The following is a 19132-nucleotide window of genomic DNA, read 5'->3' on the forward strand; positions in this document are numbered from 1 at the left end:
TTCCCGGTGGGTGCCGGTCATGACGGCAGGCACGCGGCGAGGAGTTCCACGAAGGTGGTCTCCTCCCGCGCCACGCCGAAGACCTCGGCACGCCGCACGGTGCGCTCGGCCCAGGCGCGGTGCGGCTTCACCTCGTTCATCTTGTTGGTGTAGGCCGACCGCAGGACGCCGCCGCCGCTGCGGTCCTCGCGGAGGATGTCCACGGCGTCGCTCCACTCCTCGTGGGAGACGACGTTCAGCGCGTGCACGGGCTGCACGTGCGAGGGGTGGATGCAGGTCTTGCCCTGGAGCCCGTTGGTGCGGTCGAGCTCGATCTCGCGGATCAGGCCGTCCATGTCGCGCTGGATGAGGGCGTCGCGCAGGTCGACGGCCTCGGGCAGGAAGGGGCTCTGCCGCAGCAGCGGCTTGAACATCCGCTCGGAGTGCCGGAAGTACTCCCACACCGGGCCGGTGATCGTGAAGCCGGTGCCGTCGGCACGGCCGAAGACGTTGACGACGTCGGCGATGACGGAGGCCACGATGCGGACGTCGTAGGCGGTCATGTCGGGCGAGCGGCGCAGTCCGTAGGCGGAGCAGAAGTCGGTGACGCCCAGGCGGAGCGCGAGGACCCGCTCGCGGTACTTGTCGACGGTCCGCGCTATCCCGGTCAGCGTCTCGGTGCGCGTCTCCAGGTGCAGCAGCTGCGGCGACTCCAGCACCGGCATCGCGAACAGGCGGCGGCCGCAGATGCCCTCGGCGACGGCGAGCGCCTCCAGGAAGGGGACGCCGGACTCCTCGGTGAACTTGGGGAGCACGAACCCGGACAGCAGGCCCGCGGTGTCGCCGAGGCGGCGCACCAGGTCGGTGATCTGCTCCGGGGTGCGGACGCGGATGAACAGCAGCGGCGGGTCGGCGTCCCCGATGCGGGCGGCCAGCGCCCCGAACTGGAGGACCAGGTTCTCCTCACCGGCGACGACCTCGCGGTCGTCTATCGAGTCCTCCAGGCACAGGACCATGGAGACGACGCCGCGGGCGGCCTGCTTGAGGACGTCCTCGGCCAGGCTGGTGCGGGTGGCCGGGCTGTAGAGGGTGGCTCCCAGGGCGACGGCGAGCGTGGCGGCCGGCGAATCGGCCGTGAACTCGCCTGGCTCGCGGTGGAACAGTACGTTCCGCACGTCCGGCGCGAGGTGCGCGAAGTGGCGCATGCGTTCCCCCGTGGCAGGTGGTGGATGGTGAGGCGGGAAGCGTCCCCCGACGCCGTGGCCGATTATCGTACGTGTGGGGTCACCGGGGTCGTTCCCGTCGTGCATGAAAATCAGGTAACCCCCTCGGGTCCGCGGGATGTCGGCCGGTCCGCCGATTGCGGCGCTCCCCCGCCCCGCGTTGTGGGCGCGGCCCCCGGGAGGGCAGGATGACGGGCATGACGCAGGCGATGGTGAAGGGCTCGAACATCCCCGTACCGGCTTCGGGCGTACGGGCGGTACTGCGCTGGAGCCCGGGCGCGGGGGTACCGGACGTCGACGCGTCGGCGCTGCTGGTCGGGGCGGACGGGCGGGTGCGCTCGGACGAGGACTTCGTCTTCTACAACCAGCCCCGGCACCCGGCGGGCGTCGCGCGGCACCTGCCCAAGCGCAGCGAACCGGCCGGGCTGACCGACGCGGTCGAGGTGGACCTGTCCGCCCTGGACCCGAGCGTGGACCGGGTGGTGATCGCGGCCTCCTCCGACGGCGGTCCCTTCGCGCTCGTCTCGGACCTGCGGGTGCTGCTGTACGACGCCGCCGCGGCGGCCGGCTCCGACGCCGAGCCACTGGCCTTCTTCGAGGTCGTCCCGGACACCGGCGACGAGTCGGCGCTGATCTGCGGGGAGCTGTACCGGCGCTCCGGCAGCTGGAAGTTCCGCGCGCTGGGCCAGGGGTACGTGTCCGGCCTGGAGGGCCTGGCAACCGAGTTCGGGATCTCCGTGGACGAGGGCGACCTCGTCGAGGTCCCGGCGCAGCCGGCCCCGGACGCCGAGGCGAACGCGCTGCCGCCGCAGCCGGTGCCGCCCACGGTCCGCATGACGGCCGAGCCGGATGCGTACACCCTGCAGGCCCCGGCCCCTTCGACGCAGGCCGTGCAGGCCACCCAGGCCGCCCCGCCCGCGTACGGCTACCCGCAGCAGCCCCAGCCGACCGTGCCGGCCCCCGCCTACGGCTACCCGCAGCAGCCAACGGCGCCGGTCCCGGCGTACGGCTACCCGCAGCAGCCCGCCGCCACCGCGGCCGCGCCCGGCCCCGCCTACGGATATCCCCACCCGCAGCAGCCCGTCACGCTGCCCCCGCAGGGGCCGCAGTTCCAGGAGCGCCGCTGACCGTGGCCGCGGGCGGGGCCTGCGGCGTCACACCTTGCTCTTGAAGCCGCGGCCCCACTGCAGGCCCCAGCCGTACAGCCGGTCGAGTTCGGCCTGGAAGCCGTAGACGTACTTGACCTCGCGGCGCACGGTCAGGTCGCCCTTCTTGTTCTCGATGAGCACGACCGCGCAGGACCGGGCCTGCGGCTCGCGCTCGTTGAGCGGGATCTCGATGCGCGGCCCGGAGCTGGGGAAGATCTCCACCTTGGCGTGGGTGCGATCGAAGGCCGGCGTGCCGTCGTAGATGTAGACGAAGACGAGCATGCGCTTGAGTTCGTCGCGCTTGTCGAGGTTGATGTAGAGCGTCTCGCCCGAGGATCCGCCGAAGCGGTCGTCCCCGCTCATCTGGATGTACGGCGGGGCGTCCAGGTCGCCGAGGAAGTTGCCGAGCGGCTGGACGACGCCCTTGGTGCCGTCGGCGAGTTCGTACATGCAGGCCAGGTCCAGGTCGACATTGACCATGGCGGGACCGGCCGCCTGCACCGGCTCGGGCTTGAACAGGTGGGTCTGGCGGCTCAGCCAGGAGCCGCCGCGCTGGTTCCAGCCGCCGGTGTCGGAGGTGCGCATCTGCCAGGACAGGTTGATCCGCAGATTGCCGACGGCCGCGCCCTGCTTGGTGAGCGAGACCACCTGATGGCGCCGGGTGAGCTCGATGGTGTGCACGTTCGCGAGGTCGAACTGCACGTTGAAGCCGCCGCTGGGCCGCAGAAAGTTCCACATGTGGGCTCCGCCCCTCCCCTGACGTGCCGCCGCCCTCCACCCGGCGGGCGGAGGGCGGCGGCCCGGTCCGGTCGTGCGCCGGGGATCAGACCCCGCTCGTCACTTCCGTCTTGTCGTTGTCGTCCCGCTGCTCGGAGCTTTCCCCGAGGCGGCGGTTTCGCACCACCGACGACCAGTAGGAGGCGCCGATCAGGACAACACCGACGAGGCCGGTGATGACCTCGTTGATCTCGTACTTGATGGTGACCAGGAGGATGACGGCCAGGGCGCCGATGGCGTAGTGCGCGCCGTGCTCCAGGTAGACGTAGTCGTCCAGGGTGCCCTTGCGGACCAGGTACACGGTGAGCGACCGGATGTACATCGCACCGATGCCGAGGCCGAGCGCGATGATGAAGATGTCGTTGGAGATGGCGAACGCGCCGATGACGCCGTCGAAGGAGAACGAGGCGTCGATGACTTCCAGGTAGAGGAACAGGAAGAAGGCCGCCTTGCCGGCCAGGCCCACGGCGCTGGAGCCGCTGCCGCTCGGCTTGCCGCCGCCGGCCACCTCCTCCAGCTCCTGGTCGGCCTCGTCGGCCTCCTCGTCCAGCCGGTCCTCGAAGTAACCGGAGATGCCGCCGACGACGAGGTAGGTGATCAGACCGCCGACGCCGGCGAGCAGCACGGTGGAGGTCTTGTCGCCGCCGCCGTGGGCCACCGCGGTGGCCACGGTGGTGGCGGTGACCAGCAGCACGACCAGGGCGACGACCACCGAGAGCATGTCCAGCTTGCCGAGCTTGGACAGCGGGCGCTCCAGCCAGGACAGCCAGGTGTGCTCACGGCTCTCGAAGATGAAGTCCAGGAAGATCATCAGCAGGAACATTCCGCCGAACGCGGCGATCGCCGGGTGGGCGGAGGTGACCAGGTGTTCGTACTGGTCCTTGTTGTTGATCGCCAGATCGATCGCGTCGATCGGGCCGATCTTGGCCGTGATCGACACAATGATGATCGGGAAGACCAGCCGCATGCCGAAGACGGCGATCAGAATGCCGATCGTCAGGAAGATGCGCTGCCAGAACGCATTCATCTTCCGGAGGATCCCGGCGTTGATCACCGCGTTGTCGAAGGAGAGCGAGATCTCCAGGACAGAGAGGATCGCGACGAGTGCGAGACCTTCCGCACCCCACAGGAAGCCGGCGAGGGCCAAGCCCGCGGCGGTGACGCCGAGCGACCAGCCGAATGTACGGAGGAGCACTGGATATCCAATCCCTTTACGAAACGTTGACCCCGAAGTCTAGGGCGATGCCCCGCAGACCTGACGCGTACCCCTGGCCAACGGCCCGGAACTTCCATTCCCCGCCGTAGCGGTAGAGCTCGCCGAAGATCATGGCGGTTTCGCTGGACGCGTCCTCGGACAGGTCGTACCGGGCCAACTCGCTCTGGTCGAGCTGGTTGAGCACCCGGATGTAGGCGTTGCTGACCTGGCCGAAAGTCTGGCCGCGCAGGTCCGCCTCGTAGATGGAGACCGGAAAGACGATCTTGTCGACCCGCTCGGGGACCGCCGTCAGGTCGACGATCAGGACCTCGTCGTCGCCGTCCCCGTCACCGGTGAGGTTGTCCCCGGTGTGCTCGACCGAGCCCTCAGGGCTCTTGAGATTGTTGTAGAAGACGAAGTACTCGTCGCCGAGGACCCGCCCCGAAGCGCACAGCAGGGCGCTCGCGTCCAGGTCGAAGGGCGCTCCGGTGGTGGAGCGCGCGTCCCAGCCCAGCCCGATCATCACCTGCGTGAGATTGGGTGCGGCCTTGGTGAGGGAGACATTGCCTCCCTTGGCGAGCGTCACGCCCATGCTGTCCTCCTCCCCCAGCCGGAGTGCGCGGCCCGCCCCGGGCGGACGGACCGCACGACCCCGGACATCAGACGTTGACGCCGAAGTCCTGCGCGATGCCGCGCAGGCCGGAGGCGTATCCCTGGCCGATGGCCCGGAACTTCCACTCCGCACCGTGCCGGTACAGCTCGCCGAAGACCATCGCGGTCTCGGTGGAGGCGTCCTCGGTGAGGTCGTAGCGGGCCAGTTCGTTGTTGTCGGCCTGGTTCACCACGCGGATGAACGCGTTGCGGACCTGGCCGAAGGACTGCTGACGGGTCTCGGCCTCGTAGATCGACACCGGGAAGACGATCTTGGAGACCTCGGCCGGGACGGCCGCCAGGTTCACCTTGATCTGCTCGTCGTCGCCCTCGCCCTCACCGGTGATGTTGTCGCCGGTGTGCTCCACGGAGCCGTCGGGGCTCTTGAGGTTGTTGAAGAAGACGAAGTGCTGGTCGGAGAGGACCTTGCCCTCGGTGCCCGTGAGCAGGGCACTGGCGTCCAGGTCGAACCCCGCGCCGGTGGTGGTGCGGGCGTCCCAGCCGAGGCCGACGACGACGGCCGTGAGGTTGGGGGCCTCCTTCGTCAGCGAAACGTTGCCACCCTTGCTGAGGCTGACTCCCACGAGTCCTCCCATGTCGTCGCGTGCCGCTGGTAACAGGATCAACGCCCTGAGGGTAGTACCCGGTTCCCTCCGGCTACAGGGCTTCGAGCGCCTTGACGTACTCGTTCAGGTCACGCGCGTCCGGCAGGCCGTTGACGACCGTCCAGCGGATCACGCCCTCCTTGTCGATGACGAAGGTGCCGCGCACCGCGCAGCCCTTGTCCTCGGCGAAGACGCCGTAGGCGCGGGAGGCCTCGCCGTGCGGCCAGAAGTCGGACAGCAGCGGGTAGTCCAGGCCCTCCTGGTCGGAGAAGACGCGCTGGGTGTGCATGGAGTCGCATGAGACCGCCAGCAGCTGCACGTCCTCGTTCTGGAACGCCGGGAGCGCGTCGCGCAGCGCGCACAGCTCGTCGGTGCAGACGCCGGTGAAGGCGAAGGGGAAGAAGAGCAGCACGACGTTCTTGGCACCGCGGAAGTCCGAGAGCCGCACGGTCCGGCCGTGCTGGTCCCTCAGCTCGAAGTCGGGGGCCTTGTCTCCTGCGCCGAGCGCCATGCGGGACACACCTTTCCGGTGACGGGGGCGGCACCGGGACCCTCGCGGCCCGGCCGGCCACCCAGTCAACCACTGCCCGCCGGGCCCCACGCAAGACGCCCCCGCGGCATGCTGCCGCGGGGGCCCAGGGTCCGTCCGAAACGCCTCAGCGCTTGGCGGCCTTCGCCGACTTCGGAGTCACGAGCCGGCTGGCGGTCCAGTCCTTGGAGACGTTGACACTGCTGGTCTGAGCGAGGCCGGCGGTCTGCGCGGCCTCTCCGATGTCACTCGGCTCGACGTGCCCGTCACGGCCGGTCTTCGGGGTCATGAGCCAGATCTGGGCGCCGTCGTCGACGGCGGACGTGGCATCGACCAGGGCGTCGGTCAGGTCGCCGTCATCGTCGCGGAACCACAGGACGACACCGTCGGCGACGTCGTCGTAGTCCTCGTCCGCGAGCTCTTCGCCCGTGATCTCCTCGATACCCTCACGGAGCTCCTGATCGACGTCGTCGTCGTAGCCGAGCTCCTGGACCACCTGTCCGGGCTCGAAACCAAGCCGGCTTGCCGGGTTGGTCCGCTCCTCCGCGTGGCCCGCGGTCGCGCTCACGCTCTGCCTCCTGTCATGGGGGTTGTCTTCCCGCTCCTGTGCGGGGTTATGGGCGGTAGTCCACACGGGCGCGGCGGATCGCGCAAGTACCCGGCCACCCATCCCGCCCAAACGTTGACGTGTCACCGCAACCCGAACTGCGAAGGGTGACGTGGCTCACTCCACTATGCCAGCATTTCTCCCGAATCGGAGTCGCGGTCGGTCGTACGTCCGAGTGGGCGTACAGTTGCGATTTGGTCGCTCGGCCACCGGAAGCCACGCAGGAGCCCCGCTCAGGGCCTTGTAGGTGGGTCTGTCTCGCTACATGACGGTTACCGCTCAGTAGAGATGACGTATCCCGAACGCGCGGTACACGATGGAGGCGGCGTGACCCCGTAGCACTATCTATCAGCGAAGGATTAGCGTGGCTTCCGGATCAGATCGCAACCCGATCATCATTGGCGGCCTTCCCAGCCAGGTCCCGGATTTCGATCCCGAGGAGACGGCGGAATGGCTCGACTCGCTTGACGCCGCTATCGACGAGCGCGGACGCGAGCGCGCCCGCTACCTGATGCTCCGGCTGATCGAGCGCGCGCGCGAGCGGCGCGTGGCCGTGCCCGAGATGCGCAGCTCGGACTACGTCAACACCATCGCGACCAAGGACGAGCCGTTCTTCCCCGGCAACGAGGAGATCGAGCGGCGCATCCTGAACGCGACCCGCTGGAACGCGGCGGTCATGGTGTCCCGCGCGCAGCGCCCCGGCATCGGCGTCGGCGGCCACATCGCCACCTTCGCTTCCTCGGCCTCCCTCTACGACGTGGGCTTCAACCACTTCTTCCGGGGCAAGGACGACGGCAAGGGCGGGGACCAGATCTTCTTCCAGGGACACGCCTCCCCGGGTGTGTACGCCCGCGCCTTCATGCTGGACCGGCTCTCCGCCACCCAGCTCGACGCGTTCCGCCAGGAGAAGTCCAAGGCCCCCTACGGCCTGTCCAGCTACCCGCACCCGCGGCTCATGCCGGACTTCTGGGAGTTCCCGACCGTGTCCATGGGCCTCGGCCCGCTGGGCGCGATCTACCAGGCCCGGATGAACCGCTACATGCAGGCGCGCGGCATCGCCGACACCGAGCAGTCGCACGTGTGGGCCTTCCTCGGCGACGGCGAGATGGACGAGCCGGAGTCGCTCGGCCAGCTGTCCCTGGCCGCCCGCGAGGGCCTGGACAACCTCACCTTCGTCGTCAACTGCAACCTCCAGCGGCTCGACGGCCCGGTGCGCGGCAACGGCAAGATCATCCAGGAGCTGGAGTCGCAGTTCCGCGGCGCCGGCTGGAACGTCATCAAGCTGATCTGGGACCGCACCTGGGACCCGCTGCTGGCCCAGGACCGCGACGGCGTGCTGGTGAACAAGCTCAACACCACGCCCGACGGCCAGTTCCAGACGTACGCCACCGAGACCGGCGCGTACATCCGCGAGCACTTCTTCGGCGACGACCAGCGCCTGCGCGCGATGGTCGAGGGCCTCACCGACGACCAGGTGCTGCACCTGGGCCGCGGCGGCCACGACCACCGCAAGATCTACGCGGCGTACAAGGCGGCCCGCGAGCACAAGGGCCAGCCGACCGTGATCCTGGCCCAGACCGTCAAGGGCTGGACCCTCGGCCCGAACTTCGAGGGCCGCAACGCGACGCACCAGATGAAGAAGCTGACGGTCGACGACCTCAAGCGCTTCCGCGACCGGCTGCACCTGCCGATTGCCGACAAGGAGCTGGAGTCCGGCGCCCCGCCGTACTACCACCCTGGCCGGAACTCGGAGGAGATCCAGTACATGCACGACCGCCGCAAGGGCCTGGGCGGTTACGTCCCGACCCGCGTCGTGCGTGCCAAGCCCCTGGCGCTGCCGGACGACAAGGCGTACGCGGCGACCCGCAAGGGCTCCGGCCAGCAGACGATCGCCACCACCATGGCGTTCGTCCGGCTGCTGAAGGACCTCATGCGGGACAAGGAGATCGGCAAGCGCTTCGTGCCGATCGCCCCCGACGAGTACCGCACCTTCGGCATGGACTCGCTCTTCCCGTCGGCCAAGATCTACAACCCGCTGGGCCAGATGTACGAGTCGGTCGACCGCGAGCTGCTGCTGGCCTACAAGGAGTCCCCGACCGGCCAGATGCTGCACGACGGCATCTCCGAGGCGGGCTGCACCGCCTCGCTGATCGCCGCGGGCTCGGCCTACGCCACGCACGGCGAGCCGCTGATCCCGGTCTACGTCTTCTACTCGATGTTCGGCTTCCAGCGCACGGGCGACCAGTTCTGGCAGATGGCCGACCAGCTGGCGCGCGGCTTCGTGCTCGGCGCCACCGCGGGCCGCACCACGCTGACCGGTGAGGGCCTGCAGCACGCCGACGGCCACTCGCACCTGCTCGCCTCCACGAACCCGGCCGTGGTCGCCTACGACCCGGCGTACGGCTTCGAGATGGCGCACATCGTGCGGGACGGTCTGCGCCGCATGTACGGCGGGACGCCCGAGGCGAACGAGGACATCTTCTACTACCTCACCGTCTACAACGAGCCGATCGTGCAGCCGGCCGAGCCGGCGGGCGTCGACGTCGACGGCATCCTCAAGGGCCTGTACAAGTACAAGGCCGGCGAGGCGGGCGCGGTCCCGGCGCAGATCCTGGCGTCCGGTGTCGCGGTGCCGTGGGCCCTCGAGGCGCAGCGCATCCTCGCCGAGGAGTGGAACGTGCGGGCCGACGTCTGGTCCGCGACCTCCTGGAACGAGCTGCGTCGCGACGCGGTCGAGGCCGAGGAGCACAACCTGCTCCACCCGGAGGAGGAGCAGCGCGTCCCGTACGTGACGCGGAAGCTCTCCGGCTCCGAGGGCCCGTTCGTGGCCGTCTCCGACTGGATGCGGGCCGTTCCGGACCAGATCGCGCGCTGGGTGCCCGGCACCTGGCAGTCGCTGGGCGCGGACGGCTTCGGCTTCGCGGACACCCGAGGCGCGGCGCGGCGCTTCTTCCACATCGACGCGCAGTCGGTGGTCCTCGGCGTGCTCACCGAGCTCGCCAAGGAGGGGAAGATCGACCGCTCGGTGCTGAAGCAGGCGATCGACCGCTACCAGCTGCTCGACGTGGCCGCCGCCGACCCCGGCGCGGCCGGCGGCGACGCCTGACGGTCCCCGCTCCACCAGGGCCCCCACCGCGGTCGCGGTGGGGGCCCTGCCCGTCTGCGCGGCGTCATTGGTCGACGATCTGGAAGGCCCGGATCGTGTGCCGGGACTCGGGCACCCATGTGCCGGACGGGAACGTCTCGAAGTCGCCCTCGGTGGAGCACTCGGCACTCTGGTAGGTCGTCACGAGCTTGCGGGTGCGGTTGGCGAAGGACTTCGCGGTGACTCCGGCGGGCAGCGGCACGCAGGAGTTGACGTCGGTGTCGGCGAGTTCGTGGACCGTGCGTGGGCCGCCGTAGTCCGGCCGGGCCCACAGGCACAGTTCGCCGGGGTCGCAGCCGCCCGCGGGGGCGGCGCCCGCCGCGGTGGGGGACACCAGGGCGGCGGCGCTCGCGGCCAGGGCGAGCGGCAGGGTCAAGGTCAGGGTCAGGGCACGGCGCATGTGGATCACTCCCCGTTGTCGGTACGGCGTCGTCGCGGCACCCGAAGGCACCGGTACGGAGCACCACCGTGAACGACGAGGCCCGGGGCCGCCAAGGGCCCCGGGCCTCGATCACCCTGATAGGGAGTTCACCGGTGTCAGACGTGCACCGCGCCGCCGGCGGCGTCCGCGTTGACGCCGCGCCGGGTCAGGAACGCGACACCGGCCGCGAAGGCGGCCACGATGCCGGCGACCGTGAAGGCCAGCCCCATCCCGGACAGGAAGGTCTCGTGGGTGACCTTCGTGATCATCGCGACGACCTCGGCCGGGGTGTTCGGGGCGACCGGCGGCACGCCCACCACGACCGCGTCGGCGGCCTGTGCGGCCTGCTCGCCCTTGAGCGGGGGCAGACCGGCGGCGGCCCACTTCTCGGGCAGCGCGCTGTCCACCCGCGAGGCCATGACCGTCCCCAGGACGGCGGTGCCGAGGCTGCCGCCGACCTGCATGGCGGAGCCCTGGAGGCCGCCGGCCACGCCGGACAGCTCCAGCGGGGCGTTGCCGACGATGACGTCGGTGGCGCCGACCATCACCGGGGCGAGGCCGAGGCCGAGCAGCGCGAACCACAGCGACATGATCAGGGAACCGGAGTCGGCCTCCAGGCCGGTCATGCCGAACATGGCGACCGCCGTGCAGACCATGCCGCCGACCAGCGGCACCTGGGGGCCGAACTTGGTGATCAGCAGGCCGGCGACCGGCGAGCTGACGATCATCATCGCGGTGAGCGGCAGCAGGTGGACACCGCACTCCACCGCCGACATCCCGTGGACGTTCTGCAGGTAGAAGGTGACGAAGAACAGGCCGCCGAGGAAGGCGAAGGCCATCAGCACCATCAGCAAGGTGCCCGCCGACAACGGCACCGAACGGAACATCCGCAGCGGGATCAGCGGCTCGGAGGCCCTGGTCTCCCAGACCGCGAACAGCACGAACAGCAGCACCGAGCCGATCAGGAAGAGCAGGGTCTGCGCATTGCCCCAGCCCCACTCCGGAGCCTTGATCAGGCCCCAGACCAGACCGAACATCGCGCCGGAGAGCAGCAGGATGCCGGGGATGTCGAAGGACCGCGGCGCCTTCTCGGCGCGGACGTCCTTGAGGATCACCAGGCCCATGGCGAGCGCCACCAGGCCGACGGGCACGTTGATGAAGAAGACGGACTCCCAGTTGACGTGCTCGACCAGCAGACCGCCCGCGATCGGCCCGGCGGCGGTGGAGGCACCGATCACCATGCCCCAGATGCCGATGGCCATGTTGAGCTTCTCGGCCGGGAAGGTGGCCCGCAGCAGGCCGAGCGCGGCAGGCTGGAGCAGCGCGCCGAACACGCCCTGCAGCACGCGGAGCGCGATCACCATGCCGACCCCGCTGGAGAGGCCGATCAGTCCCGAGGTGAGGGCGAAGCCCGCGAGGCCGATCAGGAAGGTCTGGCGGTGCCCGAAGCGGTCGCCCAGCTTTCCGGCGGTGATCAGCGACACGGCGAGCGCGAGCATGTACCCGGTGGTGATCCACTGGATCTGCTCGCGGGAGGCGCCGAGGTCGGCCTGGATGGCCGGGTTGGCGACGGCGACGATGGTGCCGTCCAGCGCCACCACCATGACGCCGATGGCTACCGAGAAGAGGGTCAGCCAGGGATGGCCGCGGAGGGGCTTCTTGGAGGGCGCCGGTATGGGCTCCGGTGCCTGGTCGGTGACGACGGAGGCTTGGGTCATGGGCAAGAGATTATGGCAGCATCTGACATTTGACCAAAGCATTCATCCGTCGGTGACTGACAGGAAGCGCGACCGGTTCGAAGGGGGTCCCGAAAGGTGGACGGCAGATGACGTACGCGATGCCCAAGACGCCCGTGTGCGGTCTGCGGGAACGCAAGAAGCAGCGCACGCGTGACGCGCTGGTGCGGGCCGCGGTGGAGTTGTTCGTGGCGCAGGGGTACGACGGGACGACCGTGGACGAGATAGCGGACGCGGTGGGCGTCTCGCAGCGCACCTTCTTCCGCTACTTCGCGGGCAAGGAGGAGGTCGCCCTCGCACTGGAGGACACCGTCGAGGACGCCTACGTCACCGCGGTGGCGGCCCGGCCGCCCGGCGAGCCGCCGTTCGAGGCGCTGCACGCGGCGCTGAGGGCGTCGTGGGACGGCATCGGCGCGCTCATCGTCGCCGTCGTACCGCTGCCGACGTACATGGCGATGTACCGGGTGATCGAGTCCACGCCGACGCTGCTGGCCGCGCAGCTGCGCCGCTCGTCGGTGGTGGAGGGGCGGCTGGCGGCCGTCATCGCCGCGCGCGAGGGCCTGGACGCGGCCGACCCGCGGCCGCGGGTGCTCGTGGGAGCCGTCGGCGGGGTGCTGAGGGCGGCCCAGCGGCTGTGGGGCGACGGCGACGAGACCACCGTGGAGTCGATCCGCAGGATCACCGAGGAGCACCTGGCCCTGCTCGTCCCGGTCCTGACACAACCATGGGGCGAGCACAAGGGTGTGTCCGGAATCTCCTTCTTTCAAACGTGACTTGAGTCACGGCGTGCTCAGGGGACCTGCGGCGTCTCCTATGGTGGCACGCAGTGAATTTCGCCGACGAGCGTTTCAGCTCCCCCTCCCTGCGCGCCCTCCTGGCTCTTGCCGTGGTCTTCGTCATGCTGTCGACCACCGGCTGGACGGCGCTGCGTCATCACCAAGGTGACAACGACGCCAAGTCCGTTGCCCTGGCCGCCTGGCGGCACGGGACGGTGGGCGGCCGTGCGCTGCCCGACCCGCAGGCGGGGGCGCAGGCGGTGGCACGTTTCTTCGGCACACTCGCCCCGGCGCAGGCCCAGCGCCTTGCGAAGCGCTACCCGTTGATCGTGGGCAACCTCAACGGCGCGCCGCTGAGCCTGCGTTACCAGGCCAACCAGCTCACTCTCAGCGCCGAGCGGGCCCGGGAGCGTGCCCGCTCGCACAGCTCGCTGCTCACCACCGAGGGCCGGCACGACGCCGCCGAACGGGCCGCCCGCTACACCGCGCTCCAGCAGCCCGGCCGGCAGATCCTCGCCTTCGACCCCGCGGGCCGGGGCCGGGTCGCCGAGGTCTTCGGCGACCTCGACAGCGCACGGCGGGTCTCGATCGTGGTGCCCGGGGTCGACACCGACGTGATGTCCTTCGAGCGCACCGCCCTCCCCTACCGGGCCCCGGTGGGCATGGCCCGCTCCCTGTACGGCGCCGAGCGGGCCGCCGACCCGCGGGCGCGCACCGCCGTCATCGCGTGGGCGGACTGGACCACCCCGCTGGGCGTGGGCCTGGACGCGTCCACCGGCGAACTCGCCGAGCAGGGCGCCGTCCGGCTGACCGCCCTGGTGCGGGCGCTGCCGGCGCGCGGCGACGTCGCGCTGTTCTGCCATTCGTACGGCTCGGTGCTGTGCGGGGTGGCCGCTCCGGGCCTGCCGGCCGGCCGGGTCTCGGACATCACGGTCTTCGGCAGCCCCGGCATGCGCGTGGACCGGGCGGCCGATCTGCGCACCGGCGCCCGCGTGTGGGCGACCCGGGACAGCTCGGACTGGATCGGCGACGTCCCGCATCTGGAGATCGCGGGGCTGGGCCACGGAGCCGACCCGGTCTCCCGGGACTTCGGCGCCCGGGTGGTCAGCTCCGACGGCGCCGAGGGCCACGCGGGCTATTTCCGCTCGGGCACCGCCAGCCTCGCCAACTTCACCCGTATCGCGCTGGGGCGCTTTCCGGACATCCGCTGCGCCCAGGGCCGGTCCTGCACGGCGGGCGTGGCCTAGACCGGCCTCACGCGGCGGGTTCCCCCGGCGGAAACCCGGCCTACGATGACTCGTATGGGTGACGTATTGGCCGGATCCAACGCCGTATGGGAGTTCGATGCCGACGCTGTCCTCATCCGTTACGAGCGGGGTTTGCGCAACTCCAGGCTGCTCCAGGTCCTCGGGCAGCGCCGCGTCCCCTATGCGGCGCTGACGGGCGTGGAGCTCGCGCCGGGCAGGCGCGGCACCCTTGTGCTGCGCGCCGTGCCGCGGCCCGGCGCCGACCCTTTGATGGAAGCCGCGGACGGCCAGCTCAAGGAGGCCGCCGACCCCTATCGCCTGGTGCTGCCCGCCGCGCGCGAGCCGCTCGCGGAGCAGTGCGCCGAGCGGCTGGTGACCGCGATCGGCGCCCTGGGCGCCGGCGAGGACGAGCCGGCGGCGCGTCACCTCGTGGACGCCCCCGCGCCGCCGCTGTCCTTCAAGGCGTACGACGGGCGGGCGTCCTTCGACGGGCACACGGTGACCTTCCGCTGGTCCTGGACCGGCGCCTCCACGCCCAAGTGGCGGGCGGGCGACCAGCACTTCCCCGTCGCCGGGCTGACCGGCCTGGAGTGGCGCTCGCCCGAGGCGCCCGGCGGCCACCTGCGGCTGCTCCCCCGCGACGGCGGCGGCCGGTTGCCGGGCAGCGCGGACGACGACCCGGCGGCCGTGGTGTTCGGCCTCGGCTACGGCCCGGTCCACGAGTCGCTGCCGCTGGCCGCGGCCGTACTGGCGGCCGTCCAGCGGGCCGCGCGGTCGCGGCCCGCCCTGGAACGCGACGGCTACTCGCGCGCCGCCGACGTGGACGACATGTCCGCGTAGCGGTCACCGGCGACCTGTCCCGCGATCGGTTCCAGCCGGCCGAGCTCGGCCTCGTCCAGCACGATCCGGGTGGCGGCGGTGTTCTCCCGCACCCGCTCGGCCCTGCGGGTGCCGGGGATCGGGACGACGGCCAGTCCGTGCACCTGCGCCCGCTGCTGGACCCACGCCAGGGCGATCTGGCCGGGCGTGGCGTCGTGCGCCTGCGCGGCCGCGCGGAGCGGCTCCAGCAGATCGGCGTTGCGCTGGGCGTTCTCGCCGGTGAAGCGCGGCTGGGCCTGCCGGAAGTCGTCCGCCCCCAGCTCGGACGCGTTCCGGAAGGAGCCGGCGAGGAAGCCGCGCCCGAGCGGGGAGTACGGCACCACGGCCACGCCCAGCTCGGCGGCGGCACCGGCGAGCGAGACCTCCACGTCCCGGCTGAACAGCGACCACTCCGACTGCACCGCCGTGACCGGGTGCACCGCGTGCGCCTCGCGCAGTTCGGCACCGGTCACCTCGGACAGCCCGAGGTGCCTGACCTTGCCGGCCCGCACCAGCTCGGCCATCGCGCCCACCGACTCGGCGAACGGCACGGCCGGGTCGCGGCGGTGCATGTAGTAGAGGTCGATGACGTCCACGCCGAGGCGGCGCAGGCTGGCGTCGACGGCCTGCCGGATGTACGCGGGGTCGTTGCGGACACCGCGGTACCGCAGGTCGTCGGCCTTGCGCGCGATGCCGAACTTGGTGGCGAGGGTGATCTCGTCGCGGTGCGCCCGCACGAAGGGGGCGAGGAACTCCTCGTTCGCGCCCAGCCCGTAGACGTCGGCGGTGTCGAAGAGCGTGACGCCGAGGGCCAGGGCCTCCTCCAGCGTGGCGCGGGCGGCGGTATCGTCGGTCGGTCCGTAGAACTCGCTGATGCCCATGCAGCCCAGGCCCTGCACGCCGACCAGGGGACCGTCCGTGCCGAGCCCGACCTTGGCGATCGGCTCGTGTGTGTCGCTCATGCGCTTCATGCCCTCTCGGACGCCCTGGGGGCGTCGGCATAGACGTTGATCTTGTGGTCGAGGACCGCGAGGGTGTCCTGGAGCTCGGTGATCCGCTGGAGCACGTCGCGCCGGGTGGACTCCAGCAGGTCCCGGCGGTCGGGGAAGGTGTGGTCCCCCAGCCGCACCAGCTCGGCGTAGCGGACCATGTCCGCGACCGGCATCCCGGTCAGCCGCAGCTTGCCGACGAAGGCCAGCCAGTCCAGGTCGCGGCTGGTGAAGCGGCGTTGCCCGGTGTGGGAGCGGTCGACGTGCGGCATCAGCCCGATGCGCTCGTACCAGCGCAGGGTGTGCGCGCTCAGCCCGGTGAAGGCCGCCACCTCGCTGATCGTGTAGCGGTCCCGGCCGGCCGGGAGGGGGTGCGGCGCCGCGTCGGCGCAGTTGCGTACGCTGCCGGGCTTGCTCTTGGCCACCTGCGTCACGGTCATGGGTTCCACGCTAAAACCCTGGAGTGCACTCCAGGCAAGGCCATTCGTTAGGCTCACCGTCATGCGGAGCCTGAGCAGCCTGAGCGCGATCGAGAACTGGCCTGTCCCGACAGCCGCGGCGGCGGTCGTCCGCCGCGACGGCACACTGCTGGGAGCGTACGGCGACACCGGGCGGCGCTTCCCGCTGGCGTCGGTGACCAAGCCGCTGTCCGCCTACGCGGCGCTGGTCGCGGTCGAGGAGGGCGCGGTGGAGCTGGACGAGCCGGCCGGCCCCGAGGGATCGACCGTACGGCATCTGCTCGCGCACACCTCCGGTCTCGCCTTCGACGAGCACCGCGTGATGGCCGCCCCCGGCACCCGGCGGATCTACTCCAACGCGGGCTTCGAGGCGCTGGCCGACCACATCGCCAAGGCCGCCGACATCCCCTTCGCCGAGTACCTGCGGCTGGCCGTGCTGGAGCCGCTCGGCATGCACGCCACCGACTGCCCGGGCTCGGCGGGCGCGGGCGCGATCTCGACCGTGGACGACCTGGTGCGCTTCGCCGCCGAGGTGCAGGCGCCGCGCCTGCTGGCCGCGGAGACGGTGGCGGCGGCCACCTCGGTGGCCTTCCCCGGGCTCAGGGGCGTCCTGCCCGGCTACGGCGGCCAGAACCCCAACGACTGGGGCCTGGGCTTCGAGATCCGGGACCACAAGTCCCCGCACTGGACGGGCGCTTCCTCCTCACCGCGCACCTTCGGGCACTTCGGGCAGTCCGGCACGTTCCTGTGGGTCGACCCGGAGGCCGGCGCGGCCTGCGTGGTGCTGACGGACCGTGACTTCGGCGAGTGGGCACTGCCGTTGTGGCCCGCGCTCACGGACGCGGTGCTGTCGGAAGTCTGACGCGGCGCGCGCTCCGCCACCGAGCTGCGGGCGCCTCACGGGCTCAGGGACCCACCGCCCGGCCACGACGGCCGGGACCCGGGGCTACGCTCCGGCCCGCGCTCACGAACGCGGCGCTGTCGCCGTAAGCGGATCGGGCCGCGTGCGCTTCGCCACCGAGGTGCGGGCACCGCGGCCGCCTGCCCCGGATACGGAGGCCGCCACCACCTCGCGGGCGCCGGAGCCCACCGCCCGGCCACGACGGCCGGAACCCCGACGACCGGGACCCGGGGCTACGAGAACGGGCGCTCCCCCGACTTCCGCGCGTGGGCACCGCCGCTCCGGCCCGCGCTCACGAACGCGGCGCCGCCTCCGGAAGCGTGACGAGGGTCAGCGGGATCGGGTCGCAGGACCGTCCGCTGAAGCCCCGCAGGAGTGAGCCCGCCAGATGCCGGGGATCGGTGGAGGCGGCCACCCGGCCGCGGGCGTTGACCAGTGCGGCCGGGGCGGGCAGCCGGCGCAGCAGCGGCAGCACGGCGGCCTCGAAGTGCCGCAGGTAGACGTCGGCGGCGGCCACGCCGAGGAAGTGCCCGCCGTGCCGGACCGGCACCGACAGCGTGAGGCTGTACTCGTCGGAGCACAGGTAGTCGACGTAGGGCCCGGCGACCGCGCGCTCGCCGGTGGCGCGGGGCAGCGCGAACCAGTCCCAGTGCGTGTAGTCGGAGTAGGCCGAGGTCGCCGGGTCGAGGTCCAGCAGCAGCGGCCGCAACTCCCCGTCGCGGTGGGTCTGCCACCACTCCAGCCAGGCCGGCACGTCGCCGAGCAGCCCGGGTTCGGCGATGAAGCCGATACCGGAGATCAAGTCGCCCCGGCCGCGCAGCCGGTCGTGCAGCAGCGGCCGCAGCGCGGCGAGGTCGGCGGTGGTCGGCGCGCGGCCGGCGGCGCGCACCGCGGTGACGGCGGCGGTGCGTTCGGCGACCTGGGTGACGGCGGCGAAGACGTCCTCGAGCGCGGCGCGGACCCGGTCCACGACACCGGCGGCGACGGACTCGACGACGGTTGATGAGCTCATGACCACAGCGAATGCCTCCGGTGCGGGAGGACGGGAGGTACGGGGCGCCCGGGTCAGCCGGCGGCGGCCAGTCGCAGTCCGATCAGGCGCTCCATCGCGTCCTGCACCCGCCGTTCGGCCAGGGACCTGGCCCGTTCCGCGTCACCTTCGCGCACGGCGCCGATCAGCGCGCGGTGCAGCGCGACGGCCGCCGCGCGGGCGTCGTCCTCCCCGAGTGCGAGACAGATTAGCGCTCCGATCTCCGCCTGGATACGGATCTCCTCCTTGGTGAGACGGGCCGACTGGGAGGCGGCGGCGAGTTCCACATGGAGCCGGCCGTAGACCCGTCCGCGGGCGGTGAGTTCGCCGGCGGCCTCGAACTCCTCCAGGGAGCGCTGGAGGGGGGCGAGGTCGTCCGGCCCGGTGCGTTCGGCGGCCAGCCGGGCGGCGGATCCGGCGACGGCGGCCCAGTGGTCGGCGAGGTCGCGCAGTTCCTCGGTGCTCCAGTCGGCGAGCCGGTGGGCGAGCCGGACGTCCCGGGGCTGGCCGGGGGCGGTGACGAAGCTGCCGCCGCCGCGGCCGCGGCGGGTGGTGACCAGCCCCTGCTGCCGCAGGGCCATGAGCGCCTCGCGCAAGGTCACCGTGGACACGCCCAGCCGGGTGGCCAGTTCGCTCTCGCCGGGCAGCTGCTCCCCGTCGGCCAGCAGGCCCAGCTCGATGGCGTCCGCCAGCCGCCGTACGACCGCGTCCACCCGGGCGAGGCTGCCGACGGGTGCGAAGACGGCGTGCAGCGCGCCATTCGAAAGTTTGCTCACCCGGTCACCTTCTCACTTGGGGAAAGTTTTACCCCGGCCAGGCCTTGTCCTCTGAAATATAACTTCATAGGTTTTCGGTCA

The 19132-nt window shown here is 71.3% G+C and carries 19 protein-coding genes; 6 read left to right on the plus strand and 13 right to left on the minus strand.

The window, feature by feature from the left end; translation table 11 throughout:
* Nucleotides 1-17: 17 nt before the first annotated feature.
* Nucleotides 18-1184 carry an HpcH/HpaI aldolase/citrate lyase family protein gene (locus tag ABZ883_RS17060; protein ID WP_360906548.1) on the minus strand — a complete coding sequence of 389 codons (1167 nt, stop codon included), beginning with the start codon at nt 1182-1184 and terminating at the stop codon, nt 18-20.
* A gap of 215 nt (nt 1185-1399) precedes the next feature.
* Here ABZ883_RS17060 and ABZ883_RS17065 point away from each other — a divergent pair, with 215 nt between their 5' ends.
* Complete coding sequence (locus tag ABZ883_RS17065) at nt 1400-2329, plus strand: TerD family protein (protein WP_360906550.1); 930 nt, start codon at nt 1400-1402, stop codon at nt 2327-2329.
* Nucleotides 2330-2356: 27 nt separating this feature from the next.
* Here the strand turns inward: ABZ883_RS17065 and ABZ883_RS17070 are convergent, their stop codons facing one another.
* From ABZ883_RS17070 to ABZ883_RS17095, 6 genes are all read right to left on the minus strand, one after another.
* Nucleotides 2357-3088, minus strand: coding sequence for a Tellurium resistance (locus ABZ883_RS17070; RefSeq protein WP_360906552.1), 732 nt, complete (start codon nt 3086-3088; stop codon nt 2357-2359).
* An 85-nt stretch (nt 3089-3173) separates the two neighbouring features.
* On the minus strand, nt 3174-4322 hold the full coding sequence (locus tag ABZ883_RS17075; protein ID WP_360906554.1) for a DUF475 domain-containing protein: 1149 nt from the start codon (nt 4320-4322) through the stop codon (nt 3174-3176).
* Nucleotides 4323-4338: 16 nt separating this feature from the next.
* Nucleotides 4339-4914, minus strand: a complete 576-nt coding sequence (locus ABZ883_RS17080) for a TerD family protein (protein WP_360906556.1) — start codon at nt 4912-4914, stop codon at nt 4339-4341.
* Between the two features lie 67 nt (nt 4915-4981).
* Nucleotides 4982-5557 (minus strand): TerD family protein, encoded by a 576-nt coding sequence (locus ABZ883_RS17085; protein WP_360906988.1) that lies wholly within the window; start codon nt 5555-5557, stop codon nt 4982-4984.
* A 73-nt stretch (nt 5558-5630) separates the two neighbouring features.
* Complete coding sequence (locus ABZ883_RS17090; protein ID WP_360906558.1) at nt 5631-6089, minus strand: peroxiredoxin; 459 nt, start codon at nt 6087-6089, stop codon at nt 5631-5633.
* 145 nt (nt 6090-6234) lie between these two features.
* A complete protein-coding gene (locus tag ABZ883_RS17095) occupies nt 6235-6675 on the minus strand; it encodes a DUF3052 domain-containing protein (RefSeq protein WP_319662596.1) in 441 nt (146 codons plus the stop codon).
* 403 nt (nt 6676-7078) lie between these two features.
* Here ABZ883_RS17095 and aceE point away from each other — a divergent pair, with 403 nt between their 5' ends.
* Nucleotides 7079-9820, plus strand: a complete 2742-nt coding sequence (gene aceE, locus ABZ883_RS17100; protein ID WP_360906560.1) for a pyruvate dehydrogenase (acetyl-transferring), homodimeric type — start codon at nt 7079-7081, stop codon at nt 9818-9820.
* Nucleotides 9821-9884: 64 nt separating this feature from the next.
* Here aceE and ABZ883_RS17105 read toward each other — a convergent pair whose 3' ends face one another.
* Both ABZ883_RS17105 and ABZ883_RS17110 read right to left on the minus strand, forming a co-directional pair.
* Nucleotides 9885-10259, minus strand: a complete 375-nt coding sequence (locus ABZ883_RS17105) for a peptidase inhibitor family I36 protein (protein WP_360906562.1) — start codon at nt 10257-10259, stop codon at nt 9885-9887.
* Between the two features lie 137 nt (nt 10260-10396).
* Nucleotides 10397-11998 (minus strand): MFS transporter, encoded by a 1602-nt coding sequence (locus tag ABZ883_RS17110; protein ID WP_360906564.1) that lies wholly within the window; start codon nt 11996-11998, stop codon nt 10397-10399.
* Nucleotides 11999-12105: 107 nt separating this feature from the next.
* Here ABZ883_RS17110 and ABZ883_RS17115 point away from each other — a divergent pair, with 107 nt between their 5' ends.
* From ABZ883_RS17115 to ABZ883_RS17125, 3 genes are read left to right on the plus strand one after another with little or no spacing between them, the layout of a single operon-like run.
* Nucleotides 12106-12789: a TetR family transcriptional regulator gene (locus ABZ883_RS17115; RefSeq protein ID WP_360906566.1), complete on the plus strand. Its 684-nt coding sequence runs from the start codon at nt 12106-12108 to the stop codon at nt 12787-12789.
* A 53-nt stretch (nt 12790-12842) separates the two neighbouring features.
* Nucleotides 12843-14039 (plus strand): alpha/beta hydrolase, encoded by a 1197-nt coding sequence (locus ABZ883_RS17120; protein WP_360906568.1) that lies wholly within the window; start codon nt 12843-12845, stop codon nt 14037-14039.
* 54 nt (nt 14040-14093) lie between these two features.
* On the plus strand, nt 14094-14879 hold the full coding sequence (locus ABZ883_RS17125; RefSeq protein ID WP_360906570.1) for a DUF4429 domain-containing protein: 786 nt from the start codon (nt 14094-14096) through the stop codon (nt 14877-14879).
* Here the strand turns inward: ABZ883_RS17125 and ABZ883_RS17130 are convergent.
* Nucleotides 14840-15859: an aldo/keto reductase gene (locus tag ABZ883_RS17130; protein ID WP_360906572.1), complete on the minus strand. Its 1020-nt coding sequence runs from the start codon at nt 15857-15859 to the stop codon at nt 14840-14842. The genes ABZ883_RS17125 and ABZ883_RS17130 overlap by 40 nt on opposite strands.
* Before the next feature lie 5 nt (nt 15860-15864).
* Nucleotides 15865-16326 (minus strand): MerR family transcriptional regulator, encoded by a 462-nt coding sequence (locus tag ABZ883_RS17135; RefSeq protein ID WP_360906574.1) that lies wholly within the window; start codon nt 16324-16326, stop codon nt 15865-15867.
* A 61-nt stretch (nt 16327-16387) separates the two neighbouring features.
* On the opposite strand from ABZ883_RS17135, the gene ABZ883_RS17140 reads away from it, so the two are divergent.
* On the plus strand, nt 16388-17206 hold the full coding sequence (locus ABZ883_RS17140; protein ID WP_360906576.1) for a serine hydrolase domain-containing protein: 819 nt from the start codon (nt 16388-16390) through the stop codon (nt 17204-17206).
* 331 nt (nt 17207-17537) lie between these two features.
* On the opposite strand, the gene ABZ883_RS17145 is transcribed toward ABZ883_RS17140, so the two are convergent.
* Nucleotides 17538-18257, minus strand: a complete 720-nt coding sequence (locus ABZ883_RS17145) for a cache domain-containing protein (protein ID WP_360906578.1) — start codon at nt 18255-18257, stop codon at nt 17538-17540.
* Between the two features lie 53 nt (nt 18258-18310).
* Nucleotides 18311-19051 (minus strand): GntR family transcriptional regulator, encoded by a 741-nt coding sequence (locus ABZ883_RS17150; RefSeq protein ID WP_360906580.1) that lies wholly within the window; start codon nt 19049-19051, stop codon nt 18311-18313.
* Nucleotides 19052-19132 lie beyond the last annotated feature (81 nt).

This window comes from Streptomyces sp. NPDC046977 (assembly GCF_040644455.1).
Lineage (GTDB): Bacteria > Actinomycetota > Actinomycetes > Streptomycetales > Streptomycetaceae > Actinacidiphila.